Annotated in this window: 23 protein-coding genes; 8 read left to right on the top strand and 15 right to left on the bottom strand. The window is 27.8% G+C overall.

All coding sequences use genetic code 11. The features are described from left to right. Positions 1–119: 119 nt before the first annotated feature. Both hydG and NNC19_RS15940 read right to left on the bottom strand, forming a co-directional pair. On the bottom strand, positions 120–1,538 hold the full coding sequence (gene hydG, locus NNC19_RS15945) for a [FeFe] hydrogenase H-cluster radical SAM maturase HydG (RefSeq protein WP_310939663.1): 1,419 nt from the start codon (positions 1,536–1,538) through the stop codon (positions 120–122). A gap of 136 nt (positions 1,539–1,674) precedes the next feature. Beyond that, positions 1,675–2,790 (bottom strand): dockerin type I domain-containing protein, encoded by a 1,116-nt coding sequence (locus tag NNC19_RS15940; RefSeq protein WP_310939662.1) that lies wholly within the window; start codon positions 2,788–2,790, stop codon positions 1,675–1,677. Between the two features lie 282 nt (positions 2,791–3,072). Between NNC19_RS15940 and NNC19_RS15935 the strand changes: the two genes are divergently transcribed. The 5 genes from NNC19_RS15935 to NNC19_RS15915 all read left to right on the top strand — a co-directional run bounded on the left by NNC19_RS15935 (position 3,073) and on the right by NNC19_RS15915 (position 7,091). Next, on the top strand, positions 3,073–4,083 hold the full coding sequence (locus NNC19_RS15935) for an ABC transporter substrate-binding protein (RefSeq protein ID WP_310939661.1): 1,011 nt from the start codon (positions 3,073–3,075) through the stop codon (positions 4,081–4,083). A 97-nt stretch (positions 4,084–4,180) separates the two neighbouring features. Beyond that, entirely contained in the window at positions 4,181–4,942 is a 762-nt protein-coding gene (locus NNC19_RS15930; RefSeq protein WP_310939660.1) for an ABC transporter ATP-binding protein, read from the top strand. Next, positions 4,939–5,727 carry an ABC transporter permease gene (locus tag NNC19_RS15925; RefSeq protein WP_310939659.1) on the top strand — a complete coding sequence of 263 codons (789 nt, stop codon included), beginning with the start codon at positions 4,939–4,941 and terminating at the stop codon, positions 5,725–5,727. Before NNC19_RS15930 ends, NNC19_RS15925 begins: the two co-directional genes overlap by 4 nt. A 282-nt stretch (positions 5,728–6,009) precedes the next feature. After that, positions 6,010–6,375, top strand: coding sequence for a CidA/LrgA family protein (locus tag NNC19_RS15920; protein WP_310939658.1), 366 nt, complete (start codon positions 6,010–6,012; stop codon positions 6,373–6,375). Positions 6,376–6,377: 2 nt separating this feature from the next. After that, on the top strand, positions 6,378–7,091 hold the full coding sequence (locus NNC19_RS15915; RefSeq protein WP_310939657.1) for an LrgB family protein: 714 nt from the start codon (positions 6,378–6,380) through the stop codon (positions 7,089–7,091). Positions 7,092–7,135: 44 nt separating this feature from the next. Here NNC19_RS15915 and NNC19_RS15910 read toward each other — a convergent pair whose 3' ends face one another. The 4 genes from NNC19_RS15910 to NNC19_RS15895 form a co-directional block, all read right to left on the bottom strand. Further along, positions 7,136–7,342 (bottom strand): hypothetical protein, encoded by a 207-nt coding sequence (locus NNC19_RS15910; RefSeq protein ID WP_310939656.1) that lies wholly within the window; start codon positions 7,340–7,342, stop codon positions 7,136–7,138. Continuing rightward, the gene (locus NNC19_RS15905; RefSeq protein WP_310939655.1) at positions 7,342–8,262 is read right to left on the bottom strand and encodes an AraC family transcriptional regulator; all 921 of its coding nucleotides are present in this window, start codon (positions 8,260–8,262) and stop codon (positions 7,342–7,344) included. The genes NNC19_RS15910 and NNC19_RS15905 overlap by 1 nt, the downstream gene beginning before the upstream one ends. 259 nt (positions 8,263–8,521) lie before the next feature. Next, positions 8,522–9,220, bottom strand: a complete 699-nt coding sequence (locus NNC19_RS15900; RefSeq protein WP_310939654.1) for a GH25 family lysozyme — start codon at positions 9,218–9,220, stop codon at positions 8,522–8,524. Positions 9,221–9,241: 21 nt separating this feature from the next. Then, positions 9,242–9,997, bottom strand: a complete 756-nt coding sequence (locus NNC19_RS15895; RefSeq protein WP_310939653.1) for a TerC family protein — start codon at positions 9,995–9,997, stop codon at positions 9,242–9,244. A 219-nt stretch (positions 9,998–10,216) separates the two neighbouring features. On the opposite strand from NNC19_RS15895, the gene NNC19_RS15890 reads away from it, so the two are divergent. Beyond that, positions 10,217–11,284, top strand: coding sequence for a substrate-binding domain-containing protein (locus NNC19_RS15890; RefSeq protein ID WP_310939652.1), 1,068 nt, complete (start codon positions 10,217–10,219; stop codon positions 11,282–11,284). A gap of 74 nt (positions 11,285–11,358) precedes the next feature. Further along, positions 11,359–12,423, top strand: coding sequence for a substrate-binding domain-containing protein (locus NNC19_RS15885; RefSeq protein ID WP_310939651.1), 1,065 nt, complete (start codon positions 11,359–11,361; stop codon positions 12,421–12,423). Between the two features lie 81 nt (positions 12,424–12,504). Here NNC19_RS15885 and NNC19_RS15880 read toward each other — a convergent pair whose 3' ends face one another. The 5 genes from NNC19_RS15880 to NNC19_RS15860 all read right to left on the bottom strand — a co-directional run bounded on the left by NNC19_RS15880 (position 12,505) and on the right by NNC19_RS15860 (position 19,346). Then, entirely contained in the window at positions 12,505–14,664 is a 2,160-nt protein-coding gene (locus tag NNC19_RS15880) for a DNA topoisomerase (protein ID WP_310939650.1), read from the bottom strand. Between the two features lie 189 nt (positions 14,665–14,853). After that, a complete protein-coding gene (locus tag NNC19_RS15875; RefSeq protein ID WP_310939649.1) occupies positions 14,854–15,630 on the bottom strand; it encodes an endonuclease/exonuclease/phosphatase family protein in 777 nt (258 codons plus the stop codon). Between the two features lie 2 nt (positions 15,631–15,632). After that, positions 15,633–17,276: a PTS transporter subunit IIBC gene (locus NNC19_RS15870; RefSeq protein WP_310939648.1), complete on the bottom strand. Its 1,644-nt coding sequence runs from the start codon at positions 17,274–17,276 to the stop codon at positions 15,633–15,635. 23 nt (positions 17,277–17,299) lie between these two features. Further along, positions 17,300–18,961 (bottom strand): alpha-glucosidase, encoded by a 1,662-nt coding sequence (locus NNC19_RS15865; RefSeq protein ID WP_310939647.1) that lies wholly within the window; start codon positions 18,959–18,961, stop codon positions 17,300–17,302. A 220-nt stretch (positions 18,962–19,181) separates the two neighbouring features. Then, entirely contained in the window at positions 19,182–19,346 is a 165-nt protein-coding gene (locus tag NNC19_RS15860; protein WP_310939646.1) for a hypothetical protein, read from the bottom strand. Between the two features lie 258 nt (positions 19,347–19,604). Between NNC19_RS15860 and NNC19_RS15855 the strand changes: the two genes are divergently transcribed. Then, positions 19,605–19,943 (top strand): hypothetical protein, encoded by a 339-nt coding sequence (locus tag NNC19_RS15855; RefSeq protein ID WP_310939645.1) that lies wholly within the window; start codon positions 19,605–19,607, stop codon positions 19,941–19,943. A 144-nt stretch (positions 19,944–20,087) separates the two neighbouring features. Here NNC19_RS15855 and NNC19_RS15850 read toward each other — a convergent pair whose 3' ends face one another. From NNC19_RS15850 to NNC19_RS15835, 4 genes are all read right to left on the bottom strand, one after another. Continuing rightward, positions 20,088–21,089: a LacI family DNA-binding transcriptional regulator gene (locus NNC19_RS15850; RefSeq protein ID WP_310939644.1), complete on the bottom strand. Its 1,002-nt coding sequence runs from the start codon at positions 21,087–21,089 to the stop codon at positions 20,088–20,090. A 105-nt stretch (positions 21,090–21,194) separates the two neighbouring features. Then, a complete protein-coding gene (locus NNC19_RS15845) occupies positions 21,195–21,695 on the bottom strand; it encodes a TspO/MBR family protein (RefSeq protein WP_310939643.1) in 501 nt (166 codons plus the stop codon). 66 nt (positions 21,696–21,761) lie between these two features. Then, the gene (locus NNC19_RS15840; protein WP_310939642.1) at positions 21,762–23,828 is read right to left on the bottom strand and encodes a HAMP domain-containing sensor histidine kinase; all 2,067 of its coding nucleotides are present in this window, start codon (positions 23,826–23,828) and stop codon (positions 21,762–21,764) included. Then, on the bottom strand, positions 23,821–25,761 hold the full coding sequence (locus tag NNC19_RS15835) for a HAMP domain-containing sensor histidine kinase (RefSeq protein ID WP_310939641.1): 1,941 nt from the start codon (positions 25,759–25,761) through the stop codon (positions 23,821–23,823). Before NNC19_RS15835 ends, NNC19_RS15840 begins: the two co-directional genes overlap by 8 nt. Positions 25,762–25,857 lie beyond the last annotated feature (96 nt).

Here is a 25,857-nt window from a genome sequence, read left to right as displayed (position 1 = left end):
TTTGTTAACATTTTTATCACCCAAGAATATTTTATTATAAAAACGAAAGAGTGTCGACTTTGTCGACACTCTGAGAGCTGAGTTTTCACTCAACTCTGTTTCTTAATTTTTACTTATTATTAAAATCTAAAATCTCTCTTACCTTCTTTTAACTCTTCAAGGTGTTCTAAAACAATTTTCCTAACCTTTTCATTTGGTATATTAGGAACTTCATTTTTTATCATTTCTTCACCTTTTCTCTTAGTTTCATCTGAGGCATAATCCTCTAGATATTCCTTCAAAGTCATAAGAGCATTAGGTTGACAACAATTTGCTATTTGCCCTGATTTCACAAGACTCATAAACCTATCCCCTGTTCTACCTTCTCTATAGCAAGCTGTGCAAAAACTTGGAATATGACCCATTTCAAGAAGCCAGTTAACAATTTCATCTAAAGTTCTATTATCATTTACATCAAATTGAGCCGAATTATTCTCTTCTTTTTCCTTTTCAACATATCCACCAACACTTGTAGAAGATGCTCCACTTATTTGAGATATCCCAAGCTGAAGTGCTCTTTCTCTTGACTTTTGCGACTCTCTTGTTGAAACAATAAGTCCTGTATATGGCACTGCAATTCTAAGAACTGCCACTATTTTAGCAAACATATCATCTGAAATTGCATTAGTAAATTCTTCAGGGTTTATATCATCTGCTGGTCTTATTCTTGGTACACTTATTGTATGTGGCCCTACTCCCATAGCTGCTTCTAAATGTTCTGCATGCATTAATAGTCCAACAAAATCATATCTATACATGTTTAATCCAAATAAAACTCCAAGTCCAACATCATCAATTCCGCCTTCCATTGCTCTATCCATAGCTTCTGTATGATATTCATAATTATGTTTTGGTCCTGTTGGATGTAACTCTTCATAACTTTTCTTATTATAAGTTTCTTGAAATAGAATGTATGTGCCAATTCCTGCTTCTTTAAGTTTTCTATAATTTTCAACTGTTGTAGCTGCAATATTTACATTAACTCTTCGTATTGCTCCATTTTTATGTTTTATACTATAAATTGTTTTTATACTTTCAAGAACATATTCTATTGGAGAATTGATTGGATCTTCTCCAGTTTCTAATGCAAGCCTTTTATGCCCAAGATCTTGAAGTGCAATTACTTCATTTTTAATATCTTCTTGAGTCAGCTTCTTTCTTGTTATATGTTTATTTTTATGATGATATGGGCAATAAGTACATCCATTTACACAATAATTAGAAAGATATAATGGTGCAAACATAACGATTCTATTGCCATAAAACTTTTGCTTTATTTCTTTTGCCAGCTTGTACATCTTTTCGTTTTCATCTTCTAAGTCACATTCAAGCAAAATTGCTGCTTCCCTATGAGAAAGGCCTTTACATTCTTTTGCTTTTTCTAGAATCTTATTGATAAGTTCTTTATTATTTTTATTATCTTTAGCATATTCAATACTTTCTAAAATTTCTTCATTATCAATAAATTCTGTTGCAATTTTTGACTTAACGTTATACATTTTCATCTCTTCTTTCCTTAATAAGTCTATTTCTATAATACTATAATTAATAATTTGTTACAATATACCTCTATTTAGAAAGATTTATATTATTCTATATAACAAAAGAGCTAGATTTTAGTCTAGCTCCCTTATATTATGCATATTGTCTAACTGTTATTTTTAAATCGTTTATTATTTTCTTACGAGTTTCATCTTTATATTGGAATTTATAATTTTCAATTTTCCAACTATCTTTTATTGAATATAAAACTTTTATTTCATTCTTTGAACAATCTAAATTGGCTAATTTCACATTCTTACTTACATCAAGACTCTTTATCTTATTTTCATTGCAATACAAATTCACTAATACCCCATTATTACCTAAATCAAGGCTTGTCAATTGATTGTTAGTACTATTTAAATTTTTCAATAGTGTATTGTAAGTTACATCTAAGCTCAATAACTTATTATTACTACAATTCAAATCTGTTAATTCTTTATTATTACTTAAATTTAAACTTGATATTCGATTATTGTCACACTTTAAAGTTGTTATTTTTGCATTTTTACTCACATCTAAGTTTGTTATATAATTTAAAGATGAATTCAGATAAATTAATCTTTTATTCTTACTTACATCTAAGCTAGTCAGTTCATTATAGCTACAAGATAGGCTAGTTAATCTTGAATTAAAACTTAAATCTAAATTTGATATATAATTGTTATCAACATTTAGTTCAGCTAATTCTATATTGCTGCTTAAATCTAACTTTGTTAGTAAACTATAATTAACAGATAATTTAGTTAATGATGTAAAATATTCAATACCATTTAAATTTGTTATCCATTTATTTTGTATAGTTAATGAGGTTATATTCTTTACATCAGAATATAATATTGGTTGAAATATAGATTTACCTATTTTGTTATATACATATATTCTAAAACTAAAATCAGTAAATTTACTAGTTATATTTGTATTATCTGGGACTCTATTTATTTTTGTTCCAACTACTGAAGAAACTTCAACTAGATCATACAAATCAATGACATTATCCCCATTTAAATCATACTTAGCAGTTGAAGTTGTCTTTGGTATATTGCAACGTTCAGCTAAGCTTGCTAAATCTAAAATATCTATTTTATTATTCGCATCAAAATCCATACTAGCTACAGTAACAGCTGCTTGTACTTTTATATTATTGCTACTTATTATTCCTAACATAACTGCAAAAGAAAATATAGTTATATATATTGATTTTCTCATCTTGCGTTTCCCCCTTTTCCTTTAATTAAGTTTTATCCGTTTGCTATAATCTTATTTTAAATAATCCCTCAATAACATTCTAGTCCTATACTGCACTTAGTTAGGTGCATTCTGCACAATAATTATTATTTTAATGTGCTGAATGCATTTGTGTAGCCCTTTTATCTCACTTATTATTTTTATATAACAAAATATATATTAATTATTTTTATTATTACTTTAACATTATTCCATTAAACTTCATACTATACATCAGAAGTATTAATGGAAGAGGACATACAGATGAAGAAAAAATCTAAACTATCACTTATCTTAGCCTTTATTTTTACCCTTAGTTCCCTCTTTGTTAGTTGCAATAGAAAAAGTGATAGTACTTTAACAAAAGTTCGTTTATGCGAAGTAGTTCGTTCTGTATTTTATGCTCCAATGTATGTTGCTTTAAATGAAGGTTTCTTTAAAGATGAAGGACTAGACATTGATCTCACCACAGGTCAAGGTGCAGATAAGGTAATGCAAAATGTTCTTAGTAATAATGCAGACATCGGATTTTGTGGTCCTGAACAGGTTATTTATATAAATAACCAAGGTAGAGAAGACTACCCTATTCTTTTTGCAGAGCTTACCCAAAAAGATGGTTCATTCTTAGTTTCGAAGAAATCTGAACCAAACTTTACTTGGGAATCATTGAGAAATAAAAAAATAATAGGTGGTAGACCAGGTGGAGTTCCAGAAATGGCACTAGAACATGTAATGCAAAATCATGGAATAGATCCTAAAAATGATGTAGAAATGGTGACTAATATTGACTTTACAGCAACAGCAGGTGCCTTTAAATCTGGTTCAGCTGATTATGTATCTCTATTTGAACCTACAGCATCAATGTTAGAATCTGAAGGTAGTGGCAGTATAGTAGCATCTGTTGGTGAATCTACTGGTAATATAGCATACACTTGTTTCTTCTCAACAAAATCATATATGGATAAAAATCCTGAAACTATAGAAAAATTCACCAGAGCAATATATAAAGGGCAACATTGGGTTCAAACACACTCAAGCGAAGAAATAGCTTCATCAATTGAGTCCTATTTTCCAGGTACTGATAGAAACATCATTGTTAAAGTAATAGATAATTATAAAAAAATTGATGCTTTTTCAGCAGATCCTAAACTAAAAGAAAATGACCTAAACAAGTTGATGGACGTTATTCAATCCTATGACTCATCATTGATACCCTCAAGACCAACTTATGACAAAATAGTTAATGATTCTTTTGCTGAGAAAGTTAAAAATTAAATTCAGAACGAACTAGATTGGATGATGGAAGTTTATATCCTCAAACTTCCATCATCATAAATTTCACCTATTATACATAAAAAAAGGTGGTGAAACAATGAATTTACTCAATATTAATCATATATCTATGAGCTATCATTCATTAAAAGGGGAGACTAAAGCATTAGATGATATAAACTTCAAAGTTGAAGATGGTGAATTTCTTAGTATCCTTGGACCATCTGGTTGTGGTAAATCCACACTTCTAAATATTTTATGTGGAATACTAGAGCCTTCTAAAGGTGAAATATTATTTAAAGAAAATGACATACATGAAAATTTGAATAAAATTGGCTATATGTTTCAAAAGGATCATCTTTTTGAATGGGATACTGTTTGGAACAATGTTACCTTAGGCCTTAGAATAAAAAACTTAATGACTAATGAAAACAAACAAAGAACACTTAACTTATTAGAAGAATACGATTTAATTAAATTTAAAGATCACTATCCAAGAGAACTATCTGGTGGAATGAGACAACGAGTTGCACTAATTAGAACACTTGCTTTAAATCCTGAAGTTCTATTTTTAGATGAACCTTTCTCTGCATTAGATTATCAAACAAGACTAAATGTTTGTGATGATGTCCAAAATATCATAAAAAAAGAAAAAAAGACTGCTATCATGGTTACACATGATATTAGTGAAGCTATTTCCCTATCAAATAGAATTATTGTACTAAGCAAAAGACCAGCTTCAGTAAAATCTGATATTAAAATAAACTTTAACAATAATGATGCAACCCCTTTTGAAAGGAGAAGCGAAAAGGAATTTAAAGAATACTTCGACACCTTATGGAAGGAGCTAGATAGCAAATGACAAGTGAACATGAACACTATATAAAAAAATTAAAATTTAATAAATTTAAAGTAACTTTTTTTAGAATTTTTATATTAGTTTTATTTATTGGTCTTTGGGAAATAGCTGCAGACTATAAATGGATTGATCCATTTTTAACTTCAAGTCCAAGCAGAATGATTAACTCCTTAATAAGCATATATGAAACTGGTTCACTCTTTACCCATATCTGGGTTACCTGCTATGAAACTATATTAGGCTTTACTTTAGGAACTATACTTGGTACTATAGTAGCTATAATATTATGGATTTGCCCTTTTGCAGCAAAAGTTTTAGACCCTTACTTGGTAGTCCTTAATGCACTTCCCAAAGTTGCCTTAGCTCCAATTATTATATTTTGGGTTGGTAACGGTATTACAGCAATAATTGTCATAGCTCTATTAATTTCAATAGTTACTACTATTATTAGTGTATATACTGGATTTAAAGAAGTTGATACAGAAAAGTTAATGCTTATGAAGACTTTTCAAGCAAGTAAGTTTCAGATATTAAGATACTTAATTATCCCCTACTCTATACCAATTTTAATTTCTGCCTTAAAAATAAATGTAGGTTTATCTTGGGTAGGAGTAATTATGGGAGAATTCTTAGTTGCTCGTGAAGGTTTAGGATTCTTAATAGTATATGGTGGGCAAATATCACAACTTGATATGGTAATGATGAGTATAATCATTTTATCTATAATAGCATTTATCATGTACAAGTTAGTTTTCTTTGTAGAGAAAAGGTATGTAAAAGATTCTTAGACTTCTTCTAAGAATCTTTTTATATTATTATAAAAATCTCTCTTTGATAAAATCAGTCAAATTACTAGCTTTTTTTATTATATCTGCTTAAATTTTGCAAATAAAATTTTTTTTCTAAATCAAATACTTGTCCTAAAACAAGATATAAAACAAATCAAAGAATTTTCACAAGAACTTTCTCCATTTTTCACCACTCTTCGCTTTTTATTGCCATTTATGAAAGTTTACATAAATATTTCAAAGTGCTACATTATATATATACTCAGGATAAGGAGGACAAAAATGAAACTTTTTAGAGAAGCAATTATTATACTAGGAATTTATCTATTAGGAGAAGTACTTTCAACAGCTTTAAGTCTACCTATTCCAGGAAATATATTAGGAATGATAATTTTATTAATACTTTTATGTACTAAAATTATAAAACTTGAACAAATTGAAACTGTAACAAATTTTCTTTTAGACCATCTTGCATTTTTCTTTATTCCAGCTGGTGTTGGGCTTATGTCGTCATTTGGAATAATCAAAGATACTTGGCTTAAACTTATAATAGTTTGCATTATTACAACAATAATAATCATAGCTAGTACAGGCTTAATGGTACAGTTTATCTCAAGAAGAATTAAAAAAGAACAAAGGGAGGAATAATTTTGGGAGCTCTTACAAACAACTTACTTTTTGGCATTATACTTTCATTAGCTGCTTTTGAAATTGGATTATACATATACAAAAAAACAAATATCCCTGTTTTCAATCCACTTCTAATTGCAATAGGAATAGTAATAGCCTTTTTATTGGCATTTAAAATAGACTTTGATACATACAATTCAGGAGCTAAATTTATAAATATGTTCCTTGGACCTTCAACTGTTATATTAGCAGTTCCTTTATATAAACAAATGGAACTATTAAAAAAACATGCCGCTTCAATAATTATAGGAATTTTATTTGGCTCTATTGTTGGAATGCTATCTGTTGTTGTTCTATCCCACTATATGGGACTTAATGGAGCACTAATCAAATCATTATTGCCAAAGTCAGTTACTACTCCAATAGGTATAGAACTTTCAAATCAAATGGAAGGAATAGTTCCAATAACTGTTTTAGCCATAATTATCTCAGGAATAATAGGTGCAGTACTAGGTCCTACTATATGCAAGTTATTTCATATTAAAGATAGTGTAGCTATAGGGGTTTCAATAGGCACTTCTTCTCATGCAGTTGGAACATCTAAAGCTTTGGAAATTGGAGAAATAGAGGGTGCTATGAGTGGTTTATCTATTGGAATTGCAGGAATTATCACTGTTTTTATTGCACCAATTGTATATAGCATTTCTTATTATGTATATACTCTTATAAGGTAATTTTTCTGTTAGCAATTATTTATATAATCTAAAAATCAGGTGATTCAATTTCGCTTTGAATCACCTGATATTTTTTTCTTATTTTTAGGTAATATTTTATCCCAAATTATTAGTAGTAATAAAATTCCTCCTACTCCAATTAACCCATGAGATTCCTCCATATAAATGCATTCTATTCTAAATATTAAACCTATTAAAAAACAAAAAAAGACTATAAGATATCCAAATTTAATAATATATTTTCTATTCATTATTCCTCCCAATAATTGTCCATATCTTCATCAATATTATTTATATAAGATTGTTTTATCCTTTCAACAGCTTTATAATATTGCTTTGGTGATAGCCCAAAGTTTTTCTTGAATGCCCTTACAAAACTTGAATAATCCTGAAAACCACATTGTACTGAAACATTTGTGGCCTGTAAACCTTGTTTTATAAGAGACGCTGCTTTGGCAAGTCTTTTCTGAATAATATAGTTATGAAGTGTATATCCTGTTTCTTTTTTAAAATTATGCATTAAATAATATCTATTTATATAAAACTTCTCAGCGATGCTACCTATGGATAAATCCCCACTTAAATTCTCATTAACATATGATAAGATACTTACAATCCTTTGATCATATCTAATATCTCCTTCATCTTTTTTTATTTGAGTTTTAATCATTAATCTATTTATGTAAACAATAAATTGAACAAATAAAGAATTTCTAAGTATTTTTCCTCCAAATTCTATATCTCCTGTTGATTTTTCCAAAGAAAATATGTTGTCTTTAATTACATTTAAATTATCTAAGCTTAAACGAAGCAAACTACTCTTTTCTTTTGCAGAAATGTGAAAACACGAAAGTAAATCACTATTATCAATGCTATGTTTCTCTAAATAATTAGAATTTACCCAAATCACTATCCTTTCGTAGTACTCTTCAGAATCTATAATTGGTTTATGTACTTCATTACTGCTAACAAGAAGAATATCCCAAGGTCTAAGTTTGTAGTACTTACCTTCAATGGCGTAGGTTGCATTTCCTGAAATAAAAATAACTATTTTATTAAATTCATGATAATGAAAACTATATTCTTCTGATTTCTTGTCTTTTAAGTGAAAAAATTTAAAATCTTCATTTAGATAACCTCTTTTTATTTTTAATAAAGCACTTTCCTCCAAAGATACGCCTCCTATGATTGGTTTTATTATATATATTATAGCACCTTTTACAATTCACTAACCTTTATTCGAACTAGAGGATTTATTTATATTTATAAAAAGTTCCTCTATTAAATCAATATATTGGTTAGGATACAGTAAACTAATCTCCCCATGACCACCATGATAAACCTCCCCCATGAATAAAAATAATAATAGGATTTCCTTTATTCCCAAATTCTTTAAATATCATATTTTACACATTCCTATTCTAACATTCTCAATTCTCAATTAACTTGCACAACTCTCCTTGAAGTACATTTACATCTACATATGTATCAATACCATCTATCCTATCCCTGCTTGAATATTGCCAAATAATCCATTCTCTTCCATCGCTTAATTTTGGAGGTTTAACAATATCTCTAATCCAAATAGGATATTCTTCAAAATCACCTTTAATATATTCATCATATAAAGGATGTACTGTATATATTATAGGTTTTTGCTTATACTTTTCTTCCAATACTCTTATAAAGTCCTTTAATTCTCTCTTAAATTGGTCTTTATCAAGGCCCTTTTCCTCAATGTCAACAACCGGAGGGAGGCACCCTTCTTCAGCCGGAACTAGATTAGTAAAATTCTTTGCTTGATCTTCTCCTGAACTTGTTATAGTGAAATAATGATATGCTCCTCTATACAATTGTGTCTTTGAAGCACCTTCCCAATTTTTTTGAAAATATTTATCCTGATAATCCATTCCTTCAGTAGCCTTAATATAAGCAAATTTTATTTTTTTATTCTCAGCAACTTTTTCCCAATTAACATCCTTTTGATAATTAGATACATCAATTCCCTTAACTTCATACTTACTAACAAAAAATCTAGTTGGCCACCAAACTCCAAAATATGCTAGGATTGCCACTATTCCTATGATTGCAATAATAATTATTGTAAATAGAATTATTCGCTTTTTCATTTGTTCTCCTTATAAACTAATTTAATCTTCTTTATCAACAGCACTTTCTGATTCAGCTCCATTTTTACCTTTAATATGATGTATAAGTATAGTTCCACCAAAAATAGCTATTAAAATTCCAAAGAAAATTGCATTAGGTATTTCTACATTAATCATATTTAACAACATCCTAACTCCTATAAATCCAATAAGTATGTATGCTGAATTTTCAAGTTCTGGAATCTTCTCTATTAGAGATATGAATATCTGTGCCACACCTCTCATAGCAAGTATTCCAAAAATTGCTCCAAGAAATAGTACCCAAATCTCCTCTGATACTCCAAAAGCAGCTGAAACACTATCTATACTAAATGCTATATCCATCAATTCCACACTTGCAATAGTGGCCCAAAAACCTTTATTTATAATTTTGGATTCATCTATTCCTTGTTCATCTGCTTTTTTATAAAAATGATCAAATGTCATCTTTAATAAATAGAAAGCAGCTATTAGTTTTACCCACCATATTTTAATTAAATATGTTCCAACACCTATTGCAATAAATCTAAAAATATATGCTCCCCATATTCCATAAAACAATGCTTTCTTTTGTTGTTTCTTTGGTAAATGCCTAACCATTATTGCCAGTACTATTGCATTATCTGAAGATAACAAACCTTCTATAATAACTAAACTAATTATTACCATCCAATTTGATGGATCTGTTAATGTCTCAATTAATGCATGTAAAGAAAAGAACTGACTATAATTACTAATTAGTCCTTGAAAAAATTCCATTTTTATTCTCCTTCGTTTTTTTATACTACTTTGTTATTTATTCTTTAAAGATTTAAAATTTCCTGCTTTTTGTATATTATTAGCATTTGTATATTTAAAAATAATTTTTAATCATTTAATTCTTTTTAATATAGAAGACACCAATATTGATATATAGAATAAATACTATATTTAAACGCATCCTAATATCAAGTTGAAATATTAATTTGGAGGCTTACAATGAGAATTTTAAAAAAAACACTATCATTTATCATTGTTATAATAATGTCTTCTGTATTAGTTATTAATATAAATTCCGCTATATCAGCTAGTACAAGTGCAGGCTTAAATTATAGAAAAATAACTAATATTGCTATAATATTTGCAAATTCTCAAGATCCATTTTTTGCATTAACAAAAAAAAGTTTACAAGAGATAGAAAATGAAAATAAAGATAAGGTTCATTTTATATTTTTTGATTCTCAATATAACGAATCAATACAAAATGAAATTATTAATTCTCAATCTCAAAAAAATATTGATTCACTAGTAGTTTATCCTGTTAATTCTAGTAATACTATAATTAAAGATATGCTTGATAGAGCTAAACAAAAAAATATACCTATACTTCTACTTGGAATCTCTTCTGATATTGTTTCAGAAGTTTATAAAATTTATGATAAATCTGCTTTTATAACTCCTAATTCAGAGCAAGTAGGAATGGCTGGAGGCAACATTCTTGCCAACTTGTGGAACAATGATAAAAGAAGTATTGATAAAAATACTGATAATGTATTACAGTATTTTTTATTACAAGGCAATTTAGGAAATGAAGTAGCTATAGGAAGATCAACTGGCTCTATCTCAGCCTTAACAAGTTCAAGAATAAATACAGAAAGACTTGAAATTGTTAATGCCCTTTGGTCTGAAGATACAGCTAAAAGTTCTATTGAAAATCTATTTCTTAAATATGGCAACAAAATTGAAGCAATAATTTCAAATAATGATTCTATGGCAATAGGAGCTGTTAAAGCAATACAGAAATATGGATATAATACAGGTGACAAATCTAAATATATTCCAATTATAGGTATTGATGGATTGCCAGAAGCAAAATATTTAATTGACCAAGGCTATATGACTGGTACTGTTATCCAACCCACAAAAATTTTTGCTACTCAAATATACTTAGTAGGAATAAACTTATCTAACAATTTAAGCCCTATAAAAAATACAAATTATCAATCTATGGATGGCCAAATAATAACTCCATTTCCTATTGAAGTATATACAAATAAAGCTTCATAAATAATTACTCTAGATTGATCTACAATTTTAATAAATTCTAATAACAAATTATGATATTAATTGGGAGGATTATAATGAAATTTTTGAAAAAACTACTCATATTTATCATGATTATATTAATGATCTTTACATTAACTAGTAACGAAAATTTTACTACCTCTGCTAACACAAATTTTGATACTAATAATAGAAAGACTTACAATATTGCAATTTTATTTACAAACTTGAGAGATCCATTCTTTGCATTAACAAAAGAAAATTTAATAAATATACAGAATGAAAATAAAGATAAAGTAAATTTCATTTTTTTAGATTCGCAAAACAATGAATCTATAGAAAATGAACTAATAAATTATGAATTAAAACGAAATGTTGATTTATTGGCAATTAGTATGATTAATCCAAATGAAAAAACACTCACAGATGTCATTGAAAGAGCTAAGCAAAAAAATATTCCCATAATACTACTTGGAATTCCTACTGATATAGTTTCTAAAGTTTCTAGCATTTATAGCAAGGCTGCCTTTATAATACCTAATTCAGAACAAGCAGGCATGGCTGAAGGTAACATCTTGGCTGATTTATGGAATACAAAAAAAAATAGTTTAGATAAAAATAATGATAATATCCTAAGCTATATTATTTTGCAAGGTATTTTAGAAAATGAAGTAACCCTTGGAAGGACAAAAGGATTTATTTTAGCTCTTACTAATTCAGGAATAAAAATTAAAGAACTAGAACATATTAATGCTAATTGGTCGGAAGATACAGCTAAAATTTCTATTGAAAATCTACTTCGTAAATATAATGATAAGATTGAAGCTATAATATCAAATAATGATTCCATGGCACTAGGCGCTATTGAAGCACTACAAAAGTATGGATATAATACAGGTGATATGACTAAATATATTCCAGTCCTTGGAATAGACGGATTGCCAGAAGTTAAAGCTCTGATTGATAAAGGTTTTATGACAGGTACTGTTATCCAACCTCCAAGAATATTTGCTGATCAAATTTATTTAGTAGGAATGAATTTACTTAACAATTTAAATCCTATAGCAAATACAAATTATGAGTTTAAAAACAATCAAATTGTAGCTATATTTCCTATTGAAACATACACAAAAAAAAATTGATACAACACCTTAAAAAACTAAAATGGACAAATCATTGTACCTATAATAATAAATACCATGATTTGTCCATCAAATCATTTTTTAATTTATAAATTCAACATTCCAATTAAAATATCCGGTTTCTGGATTTCTTTCATATCTAAAATATGCAGAATAAGTACTTCCCTTTTTACTCTTTAGATTTCTAAACCCAACCTTACCATTCTTAAGAAGAAGATTTACCATTTCTGGAGAAACAGTCTTTCCTCTAGAAGTAATATATTTATCATCTTTCCATATAGTATACTTACAACCATTTTTCCAATTAACACACCCAAAATTCCTTTCATTTTCCACAACATCATTACCACATATAGGGCATTTTCCCAGGCTTTCTGTTCCTTCTGGTAACTCTACTTTAAAGCTACTAAGCATTGATGTATCTTTCTTAATATCTTCTACTGCGCCAACTGTAAATTCCTTTATCATATTTAAGAAATCATCTTTTTGAAATCTTCCCTTTTCTATATCTGATAAAGTTTTTTCAAGTTTACCTGTATATTGTAGATCCAATAGTTCCTTTACAGGGAATATTTCCACTAAAGTTCTTCCAAGCTCAGTACAAGTTAAGCTCTTTCCTTTTGCTTTAATATATCCAGCCTCCTTAAGCTTCTTTATAGTTTCTGCTCTTGTAGCTGGTGTTCCTATACTAAATCCACTTAAGATAGAAGCCATCATCTCTTCGGAATCCTCTTCATCTTTAAAGCTTTTACCACAAGTTTCCATAACCCTTAATAATGTTTTTTCATTATGGAGCTTTGGAGGTTTTTTAGTCACTGTATTTACTTTACCATCAACCACATCAACCACATCTTTTTCATTTACTAGAGGAAGTATTGTATCTTTAGTTTCTATCTTTTCTACAACTCGCCATCCTTCCACTATTTGAACTTTTCCTTTAGAAATAAATTCACCTTTTAAGATTTCATCATGAATTTTTGATGTAAGTTTTGTTTCTTCAAACTGTGCTATAGGCATAAATTGCATTATAAATCTATTTTTAATAGCTGTATATACTATTTCCTCATCTTTAGAAAGTCCTGTTGGTTTAATGTAAGTTGGAGTAATGGCACTATGACTTTCTACCTTTGAATTATCGAATATTCTTTTACTCTCACTAAACTTTATTTTGTTTTCATATGGCAACCCTTGCTTTACTGAATCCAGAACCTTTTTTGTCTTCTCCTTTAAACTTTCATCTAATGCAACACTCCCTGTTCTAGGATAAGTAGTAAATTTCTTTTCATATAATGATTGTGCTACCTTTAAAACTTTGTCTGAAGTCCAACCTTTATACTTACTTGTTATATATCCTTGTAAATTAGATAAGTTAAATAATAGTGGTGCATACTCTCTTTTCTTTTCAACTTGTTTTTCAACTATTTCTGCTTGTTTATCCTTTAATAATTTTTTAAGCTCTTCAACTATTTTCTTATCTTCAAATTTTTCATTATTTTCTATATAATAAGTTCCCTCAAATTCTTCATTATTCTTTGTTTTGAATGTACTTATTAACTTATAGTATGTAGAAGATTCAAAATTCTCTATTTCCTTATCCCTATCATAAATTATCTTTAATGTTGGAAGTAAAACCCTACCTACATTTAGAATTTTTCTCTCATTCGGATTATATCTAAGTGTTGCTACTGATGTTAAGTTTATTCCAATAATCCAATCTGCCCACTGTCTACTTATACCTGCATCTTGAAGGGACTTCATCTCTATATTTTCCTTTAAGCTTTCCATTCCTTTTTTAACTTCATCAGGTGTCCATTCATTAAGTAATAATCTATAAATTGGTTTCCCCACATTTAGGTACATAAAGACTTCTAAAGAAATAAGTTCCCCTTCACGGTCTTGGTCAGTTGCAGATATAACTCCATCAACGTCATCTTGCTCTATTAAACTTTTTATTATGTTTATTTGCTTTTGAACTCCCTTATCTACAGCTGACCTATCTGCATTATCACATTTAATTTTGTATTTAAACTTTTCAGGGATGAATGGGAATTTTTCCATTCTCCAACCTTTCATACTTTCATCATAATCCTTTGCATCATATAATTGGAAAAGATGGCCAAATGCCCAAGTTATATAGTATCCTTCACCTTGAAAGTATCCATCTTTTCTAGTTTTAACCTTTAATGCTTCTGCTATATTCTTGGCTACAGAAGGCTTTTCTGCAATAATTACTTTCCCCATAAATACTTCCTTTCGTCTTAATTAATTGAGAATGAAAAATTCTCAACTCTCAATCATTTTCACTACACGCTAAAAAATAGGCACTCACCATGCCTATTTTTCTATATTTATACATTACAAACTATCTGCATCATAGTTTATTATATTTTTATAATTATTAAAATTCAATACTTTTTATACTTTTATTTATTACAATATTATTTCAACTCCATAGTGATCTGATATTATATCTTTATTTTTTCCGTTAAAGATTACTCTTGAACTTCTAATATCTACCTTATTATTAACAATTATTAAATCTAAACGTTTATTTTCAAAATCTTCTTCCCAACCATCTATTCTCCCTTTAACTGTTACCCCATTATCCTTTTTTTTAGATAAATGATAAGTGTCATAAACACCTTTATTTAATAAATAATCATAACCTTCTCCTTTTATGAAAGCATCATTATTAAAGTCTCCCATAATGAAAGTTTCAACCTTTTCATTAATATTTCCAAACAATTTATCAACTTGATCTTTAAATGATTCATCTTTATCCTGCCACCAACCAAGATGACAAGATAAAAATTGAAACTCATAATTATTTATACATATTTTAGCTTTTATAATCTTTCTACTTTTATAATCCTTAACATCCTTGCTCTTAGATACATAAAAGCTCTCATAATCAATTATCTTATGCTTTGTAAGTAATGCTAGTCCTTCCTCATATATATCATATCCTATATGACTCAATTCCCATACAGCCTCATATTTATCTGCACCTAAAGATTTTAATTCTTTCATTAAAATATATACATAATTGTCTTTAGCTATTTGTCCATTCATACTTATCCTTTGACTTACTTCCTGCAAAGCTATAACATCATAATCATTTTCTACTATAATCTTAGCCAAATATTTTATTTTTTCTAATTGCTTTTCTTCTTGCCATGAATGACAGTTTAATGTTAGCAGTTTCATAATTATATACCTAAAATATCTTGAATATTAGACTTTAGTACATCAGCTTTAGGTCCATAAATTGCTTGTACTCCTTTATCCTTTAATATGAGTCCAAGTGCTCCATCTTTTTTCCATTCACTTTCCTGAGCAACCTTACTTATATCTTTAACAGTTACTCTAAGCCTTGTCATACATGCATCTATATCTTCAATATTATCTTTTTCTCCAAGCAGTGAAATTATATTTATAGCTTGTAAATCATTTGAAGTTTCTAAATCAACTTTACTCTCTTCATCTTCTATATAATTACCTAAACGTCCTGGTGTAGCTATTTTGAATTTTTTAATTAAGAAATTAAATGCAGTAAAGTTAACTCCAAACATTACAACACATGTAATAACAAAATTAATTAAGTCTCTAGTAAGTCCTGCATTAATCATCATAGGTGTACGAGTTAATAATTCTATAGTTCCAAACGCATGGACTCTAAGATTAATTAAATCAGCCAATGCAAATCCTATGCCTGTTAATACTGCATATACTACATAAAGAATTGGAGAAACAAATAAAAACATAAATTCAATTGGTTCTGTAACACCTGTCAAAAACACTGCAAGTCCAGCTGAGAAGAACATGCTTTTATATTTATTCTTCTTATCTTTATCAACATTTCTATACATGGCAAGAGCAACTGCAAGTAATGATGAACACGAAAGTATTACTTGGCCAACTTTAAATCTTGCTGGAGTAACTGTTGTTAACAAATTATTATATGCACTTGTGTCTCCTGAACCTTTTAAATTAACTAAATCTGTAACCCATGCTAACCATAAAGGATCTTGTCCTGCTACAGTACTACCTGCACTAGCTCCTGTTAAAACATGATATACACCACCAAGTTCAGTATAGTTTACTGGAACAGTAAGCATATGATGAAGTCCAAAAGGTAATAACAAACGCTCTAATGTACCATAAACAAATGGTGCAAACACTGGTGCTGTATCCTTTGATTTTGCAAGCCAAACCCCAAAGCTATTTAATGCACCCTGTGCAAATGGCCAAAGTATTGAAAGTATAATAGCTGACACTACTGAACCTGCTATTACAACAAAAGGAACAAAACGTTTACCATTAAAAAAATCTAAAGCCTTAGGTAGTTTATTAAAATTATAATACTTATTATAAATAGTACCACCTAAGAAACCTGAAATTATTCCTACAAACACTCCCATATTTAATGCTGGAGACCCAAGTATATTAGTAAAGTAATCTGTAACTACTAGCTGTGATCCAAAAAGAGAATTAACTGTTGCTGTATTATCTGAAAGCATAGCTGTAGTTACTCCAAAAATTGATCCAGTGATTTTATTGATTAATATAAATGATATAACCCCTGCAAAAGCTCCACCTGCTTTATCTTTTGCCCAAGATCCTGAAATAGCTGCTGCAAATAGGATGTGTAAATTATTTATAATTCCCCACCCTATATCCTCCATAACTCTTCCTATTACATCAATGGCACCTATGTCTGTAACCATGGCAACTACTTTTCCTAAAGATATCATAATCCCTGCTGCAGGCATTACAGCTACAACTACAAGTAATGCCTTACCAAACTTTTGCCAAAAATCAAAGGATAAAAATTTCTTTTTACTCTTTTCCACTTTAACTCCTCCTCAAAATCTATCTAAATTTTATATAACCTAGCTTCATAAGGTTTTAGCATAAATTCTGTCATATTATCATGAATGTCTACCTTATAATTACTTATCTTTAATTTCTCATAGCAAAGTTCTTCTTTAGAATAACTATAATTAACAAGCTTATCTGATAAATTTGTTATTATAATATATTTATCATCATCTAAGGTTCTTGTGTATGCATATATATGATCATCATGCTCTAATATCAGTTCATATTTTCCATATACTAATGTCAAATTATCTTTCCTAAGCTTAATCATCTTTTTATAAAAATTAAAAATAGAATCTTCAAATCTAATTTCAGTTTCTACATTAATTTTTCTATAATTCTCATTAACCTTTATCCAAGGTTTATGCTTTGTAAATCCAGCATATTTTGTACGATTCCATTGCATTGGAGTGCGTGTATTATCCCTTGAGGTTGCCTTAATAACCTTTAATGCTTTTTTTTCATCCTCTCCATTCATTACCATTTCCTTATAACTATTAATACTTTTTATATCATTAAACTCCTTAATAGATTTGAATGGTGCATTAGTCATACCAATCTCTTGTCCTTGATATATAAATGGTGTTCCTTTTTGCATAAAATACATTAAAGCTAATGCTGTACCACTTTCTCTCCAATATTTCTTATCATCCCCCCAACTTGAAATTACTCTTGGAATATCATGATTTTCTATAAATAATGCATTCCAACCATCTTTATCCAAAGCATTTTGCCATCTTGTAAGAGTTTCTTTAAGTTCCTTTGGCTTAAATTCTTGATTATTATCATTATTCCAAAGATAAAGATGTTCAAATTGAAATACCATTGAAAATTTACCGTTTTCTTCTCCTACCCATTCACTTGCTTCATCAGAGCTTACCCCATTAGCTTCACCAACTGTCATAACATCATAATTTTTATAAGTATTTTCTTTTATCTCTTGAAGTATATCTTGAATTCCTTCTACATTCATATGTTTATCAAAAGAAGAAACATATCTTAAATTATCTGGATTCGACATATCCAAAAGTCCTTCTTCTTTTTTAAGATGACTTATAGCATCAACTCTAAATCCATCTATTCCTTTTTGTAACCACCAGTTCATCATTTCATATATTTCTTTTCTGACCTCTTTATTTTCCCAATTTAAATCAGGTTGCTTTTTTGAGAAAATGTGTAAATAATATTCTTTAGTATTTTCGTCATATTCCCAAGCTGAACCATTAAATATGCTTTCCCAATTGTTAGGCTCCCTATCTTCTTTTCCATCTTTCCATATATACCAATCTCTTTTAGGGTTATCTTTTGATAATCTTGATTCTATAAACCAGGGATGCTCATCACTTGTATGATTTACAACTAAATCTAAAATAAGTTTCATATCTCGTTTATGAATTTCTTCTAGTAGTTCATTAAAATCTTCCATTGTCCCAAAATCAGTCATAATATCTTTATAATCACTTATATCGTAACCATTATCATCATTAGGTGATTTATACATAGGGCATATCCATATTACATCAATACCTAAATCCTTTAAGTAATCTAATTTAGATATTATACCTTGAATATCACCTATACCATCTTCATTAGAATCCTTGAAGCTTCTTGGATATATTTCATACCCCACAGCTTCTTTCCACCATACTCTCTTCACAAATACCTCCTGCGCAAACGCTTGCTTAATTTTACATAACAATATCTATTTATAATTTTTTTGAACAAACTTTCTATAATTAATATACCATCCTAAGAAAAAGTTTACAAAGCCTATACTTTGCTGTTTTTTATCAATTTATTTGATTATTTAAAATTATCTACTATTACCTTATTTTTATGCAATCGCTTGCATGAATAAAATTTTTTTCACACATATTTTATAGATTTTTTTTCATATAATAACGTTTATGATCAATAATACAATAATCTAAAACGCCAAAAACTTCATATCCATGCTTGATATTTTTATTATATTCCACTATTCCATAATCAACCAAATCAAACTCTTCTTTTGTACTTTCATTTATAATATAATCTTTCATATTTATTTCCCCAATTCATTTTAAAATTTAATTTATAACTTAATATTATTTCACGATAATTATACCATATAAAACCATATTTTTTCTTCTTGTAGCTTACTACTATAAATTATATTAGATTAATTACTTCTAAAATCAGACTAAGAATGGTTAAAAATAAGCTTCTTTCTTTGTTCTTCATATATTGACTATATTCTACAAATATTTTATAATCAAATTGTCATAATTTTAAACTTAAAAAAATATATTGGAGGCAACATGAGAAAGAGTATATCATTTTTGTTATTATCACTTGTACTTCTTTTAGCCGGATGTGGGAATACGGAAAATAACACAAAAGAAAAAACAAGCACCCCAAGTCAAAGTTCAGAATCTACTCAATCAGATTCAAAGAAAGATTCTAGTGTAACAACTGATAGCAAAGGTAACGTTAATGTTCAAGGAGAAGATGGAAGCGTTAAAGTTCAAGATGGAAATGTAAACGTAACTAATGGAGATACAAAAGTAAATGTAGATAGTTCTGGTAATGTAAATATTCAAAGCAATGAAGGTAATGTCCAAGTTGATAGCAATGGTCAAGTAAAGACAACCAAATAGACTATATTACTGTAATTATTAGCGATAAAAAATATTTATAAACTTTAGATAAAACAAAAGCTGTATCAAATTTATTTCGATACAGCTTTTGTATATAGTAACATCGCCTTCAAATCATTAATATTAAATACTAGGAGTTTTCACTTACTTAAGAGATTCTCTTTCAACTAATTTAGTATCAATTATATAATAATTTTTACTTTTATCTTCATTATTAATTTTATTAATCAATAATTTAGTAGCATGATATCCAAGTTTTTCTGAATTTATATCCACTGATGCTAGAGGTGGATTTCTATGTACTGATAAAGGAACATTATTAAATCCTACAACTGAAATATTATCCAACCCTTTTTCCTTTAGCATGTTTTGAACACCAAATGCTATCATATCATCTGTAGCCACAACTGCTGTAGGCACTTCCTTGTTTAGAATTTCTTTTAAGCCCTCTTCTCCACATTTCTCATTAAATTCTCTACCTATGTATATCAAATTATCATTAATTTTTAACCCTCTACTAGTTAATGATTCCTTATATCCTCTTAATCTATCAATAGAAACATTCAAGCTCTCCTGCGCCCCTATAAAAGCAATATTCTTGTGTCCTCTATCCAATAATAAATTTACCAAATCATACATGGCTTTAAAGTTATCATTATCAACCCAAAATACCCCTTCAGCTTCCTCTGGTCTACCTATTACAGCAAAAGGAAAGTTATTTTCTTTTAAATAATCAATGTATTTATCATGTTCTCTAACCCTTAATAGGCATATCCCATCTACTAAATTACTATCTGTAAATCTTCTTATCCAGCTATCATCACAGCTTTTATTATCTTGGAAAGCATACATTATATAATAGTTCCTCTTTTCAGCACAGATACTTATTCCCTTCATAGCTTGAATAAAAAATTGATTTTCAAATAAATCTTCTGCACCTTGTGGGACTACCACTGCTAATATATTTGTTTTATTGTTAGCTAAACCTCTAGCCATAATATTAGGTATATAATTTAGTTTTTTTATAGCCTCATTTACTCTCTCTTTAGTTTCATCACTTATCCTATCACTATTGGACAATACTCTAGAAACTGTGGAAGTGGCCACCCCTGCCTCTTTTGCTACGTCTTTTATAGTAACCTTCATATTTATTCCCATCTACTTTCAATTAATCTCTTTTATTCATTATAATCAATAACTATACAAAATTAAAGAGATTACCTATAATTACAAGTAATCTCTTCCTATTTATTACATCTCATTTTTAGCCCATATAAAATAATTTAAAACACCTGCAAAACTAACCCAAATTATATACGGAATAAGCAATATTCCTGCTATTTTATCTAGTTTTATAAATTTTATAAAGGTAATAATTATAAATACTAAAAGTATTATTAATTCTATAAAAGCTAGTCCATAAAGTCTAAATGAAAAGAATATAAAGCTCCAAAAATAATTAAGTAATAATTGAATTAAATAATAAAAGAGAGCTGTTCCTATGTCCTTTCCTGACTCCCTAATCATATAAATCCTATATGATGCAAATCCCATAAGTATATAGAGCACAGGCCATATAATCATAAATAATATAGGCGGAGGTGCAAAAAAAGGCTTTTCTAACTGTCCATATATAGCTACACCATTTCTTGTAACTAAATTTACTAAATAAGCACCTACTAAAGGTAAAAGAGTAAGTACTATTAATGGTATTAACTTAAATTTCCCATTAACTTTAAAAATATTAACCATAATCACCTTTCAAAAACATATCGCTTTATTTACTATTATGTTATAGGATTTTTATTATGCTAAAAATTATATATATATATCTGAAAATTCTATATCAACCTTTTCATTTGTGGGATTCATCATTTCAAATTCTTCTTCACACTCACATCTTTCTTCATCATAAGATCTAGGTAAATTTATAATAAACTCAGTTCCTATGTCATCATTAGATTCTAAACTTATTATACCACCTTGCAATTCCAATAAGGCTTTGGTTAAATATAATCCAAGGCCACTTCCTTCTGTCGTTCTATTTAGAGATTTATTTATTTTTGTAAACTTATCAAATATATATGGCATTACTTCTTTATCTACCGTATATCCATTATTTCTTATTTTTATTATTACTTCACTTTCATAGGCAGATATATTCACCGTAGTTGTCCCACCATCACGTCCAAATTTAACACTATTAGATAATATATTTAATATTACCCTTTCCATCATATCCTTATCACATTCAACATAAAATTCTTCTTCTTCTGAATCAAATATTAAATTATTATTTATCTTTTCCATATATTTATTACATGCTAGGGATATATTTTCAACCACTGAAACTATATTATGTATTTTCATATTTGGGTTTAAATAACCTTCTGATATTTTATTAGTATCAATAAAATTATTAATTGTTCTTATTAATCTTAAACAATTATGCTTTATAGTTTCATTATGCTTTTCAATAGTTTCTAATTTATCATCATTTAAATTAACTTCACATAATTGAAGAGCTGAATATATTAAATTTATTGGAGTTCTAAGCTCATGAGAAATATTTGAATAAAATTCATTTTTTAATTCTTCAGCTTCCATGTATTCCTTATATTTTCTTTTAAACTCATAATTTCTATTTGTCTCAGTAACATTTTTCATATAAACTAATCTATTTATACTATCTATATTTAAAAAATACATTTCATACTGAATTCCTGAATAACTAGCTACTTCAAACTTAAAACTTTCTATTTCTTTTCGTTCTACTTCATCAATTCTTTGTTTAATTACAGAATAATTATCTACAATTAATTTTTTTGGAAGTATATTTTCAGTAAAATCATTAAATCTTATATCTTTTAATTCACTATCTCCAATTCCTCCAATTATGTTATTTGCCTCTGAATTTATATAATATATTTTATCAAAATAAAATATTATTATTCCATCAGAAATTCCTTCAATAAGTTCCCCATACCTTTTCCCACTTTTTTCTATTAGATATTCCAATTCAACTAATGTCTTATTTCTCTTCTTTAACAAATTATTTAATTCTTTTTCTGTTTTTTGTGCTTCTATTAGGTTTTTTTTCATAGCTATATATGACTTTTTCAACACATATGTAGAACTAAAATCAAATAAAATATAATAAGCAAAATATTTTGATATACCTGCTAAATATATTAAACCATGTCCCATATAGCAGTAAGCAATAAATGTTGTTTGATGAATTAAAATACATACTATAAATTCATAAATAAGACATTTTTCTTTTTTGCTTAGAAATTTTTTATCTAACCAAATTATTACACATAATAATATAGCTACTGGAAATACAAACAACACTTCTGAATATTCATTTGATATAAAGGATTTAATACTTCTATTCATATAAATTGATATTCCAATAATTACAAATACAGAAAATATCATACTGTAAAGCGTCTTATTAAAACTTATGGAATTTTTACTAATGGCAAATAAATAAGCTAAAATTATTACGCAATACTCCAAATAATATGTTGCAACTTTCAATGTTACAAACAATTCATTAGTAATTACACTTTTAAAATCGTATAATAACAGCATAATAACAATACTAAATGTCATTAATCCTATAAAGAAAAATCCTATTCCTATATTTTTATAAAAAGGACCTTCTTTTAACTCTTTATTCAAAAATGATATTGCTCCAACACAGAGTCCTAAAGAAGTACAAAATATTTCAACCAATAAAACTAATATTTTCTCTCCATTTTCAACAGATATTGAAGTTAATAGCATAAAACAAATTGGTGCAATCACCGAACAAAATGTAATTATCTTCTTTTCCTTATTTTTATATGTATCTATAACAATATTATCCTTATCAAGCATTACATAACTCCTTATTGAATTCTATTTCTATTCTAGTCCCCTCATTTATTTTGCTTCTTATTGAAATCTCTCCATTTTGTTTTTCTACTAATTTTTTAACTACAAATAGTCCTATGCCTGTCCCTTTTTCACTTCTACTTTCATTATTTTTTCCCATAGAATATCTTGAAAAAGCTTTTTCTATGAATTCTTCTTCCATTCCAATTCCATTATCTATTATTAATAATTTCACTTTATCTTCAACGCTTTTTATAATTACTTCTATTTTTCCTCCTTCCCTTGAAAATTTAATTGCATTAGATACAATATTAATTACTATCCTTTGAATAAATTCTTCATCATATTTAACAAAAAGTTCCTCTTCATCTGTATCAAATAACAAATTAATATCTTTATTTTTTGCATAATCTATTAAAGATGTTATTGTTTCCTCTACTATTTCTACAATATTTCCAATTTGCATATTGGCAGACAAATAATCCGAATAAATTCTACTACTATCTATAAGATTATTTGTTAGTCTAATTAATCCGATACAATTAAGTCTTGATATTAAATTGTATTTTTTCAAAGCCTCTCTATTACCAGCCATTACATAAACGCTTATAAGTTGTGCTGCAGAATAAATTACATTTATTGGAGTCTTCAAATCATGTGATATGTTAGATAGGAAATCTCTCTTTATTCTTTCTTGGAAAATGTTATTTTCCATTTCCGCCCTTAGCTTACCTATTTTTATTTTTGAAGTTACATCATTAAAAATAATAAGAGTTTCCTCATCGCTGTTTGATATATCTACAAATTCCATATCTACATATTTTTCTTCTTTTTTGCCTGCAACCACTCCACTAATAATACTATGATTTTTCATAAAAAGTTCATTAATATTTTCATCATTTTTACTCTTTACTATGGAAAATATCTTTTTATTTATTATGTTTTTGATATTATCTTCTTCAACTAGTTCTTGAAAGCTAGAATTGATAAACATAACTCTTCCCTTGTTTGATACAATAGCTAAAGGAACTGGAACACTGATAAAAAAGGTTTTGAACATTTTTTCTTTTTTTCTAATTATAGCTTGTGAAAATTCAAGTTCTCTATTTTTTCTAACAACTTCACTATTAAGTTCATTCATCTCTGCATTTTGTTTATATAAATCACCAAATAAAACCTTGTATGGTCCATTTAACAACTTATCTATTGCCATTACAAAATTATTCATAAATCCTGAAAAAATTAGCATTCTAATTATCACATCAAATATCATGTAATTCCCATTAAAAAAAATGTTTATAATACTTAAACAACTAATGGCTATATTATTGAAATTAATAAATAACATAGTATTTATTCTCTTTTCATTTATTAACTTAAAGCCTTTTAAGTTTTTTCTAGTTAAATAAGTAAAAAATAAAATAAGCAAATTATTAATTTGGATAAAACCATAATTATTGTATAAAACTACACTAATATTAGTTAACACAATACAAATAGCTCCAAATATATATTTAATTATCTGCCGCTTTCTTGTTTCATATACACATTCTGTCATTCTTAAGCATGTAATTACCAAAAGTAACAGTAATGTTGTATACCCTACAACCTTTGCATACATAGTGACATATCCTCTGTTGCTGAACTGATCATTTAATATTAAATTACTCACATTAACAAAAGTAACAACAATAAAAAACAAACACATTATCCTATAGTAAGCTGCTTCATATATTTTCAGGACTGCTAAAATTAATATACTAACAGTAGAAGCTCCTGTAATAACAATAATAGTTATAATAGATTTTGTTAATTTTTCATTATCTTTTAATAATATAGTTAGTGCAACAAAAAAAATTGCTGCTAAGCAAAAACTTGATATACATTTTTCTCTACCAATGTATAATGCTTCAGTGTATCTTTCATCTTTTTCCATCTTATTCACCTCATAATTATATTTTCCAATAATTATCTCATTATATTTTACACTAATTTCATAAAAAATCAAAAGAAAGTAGTTTTTTGTTAAAGA

Source organism: Clostridium sp. SHJSY1 (assembly GCF_031626875.1).
Lineage (GTDB): Bacteria > Bacillota > Clostridia > Clostridiales > Clostridiaceae > Clostridium.
Note: the sequence above shows the minus strand (reverse complement) of the source record. Positions and strands in the feature narration are given on the sequence as shown.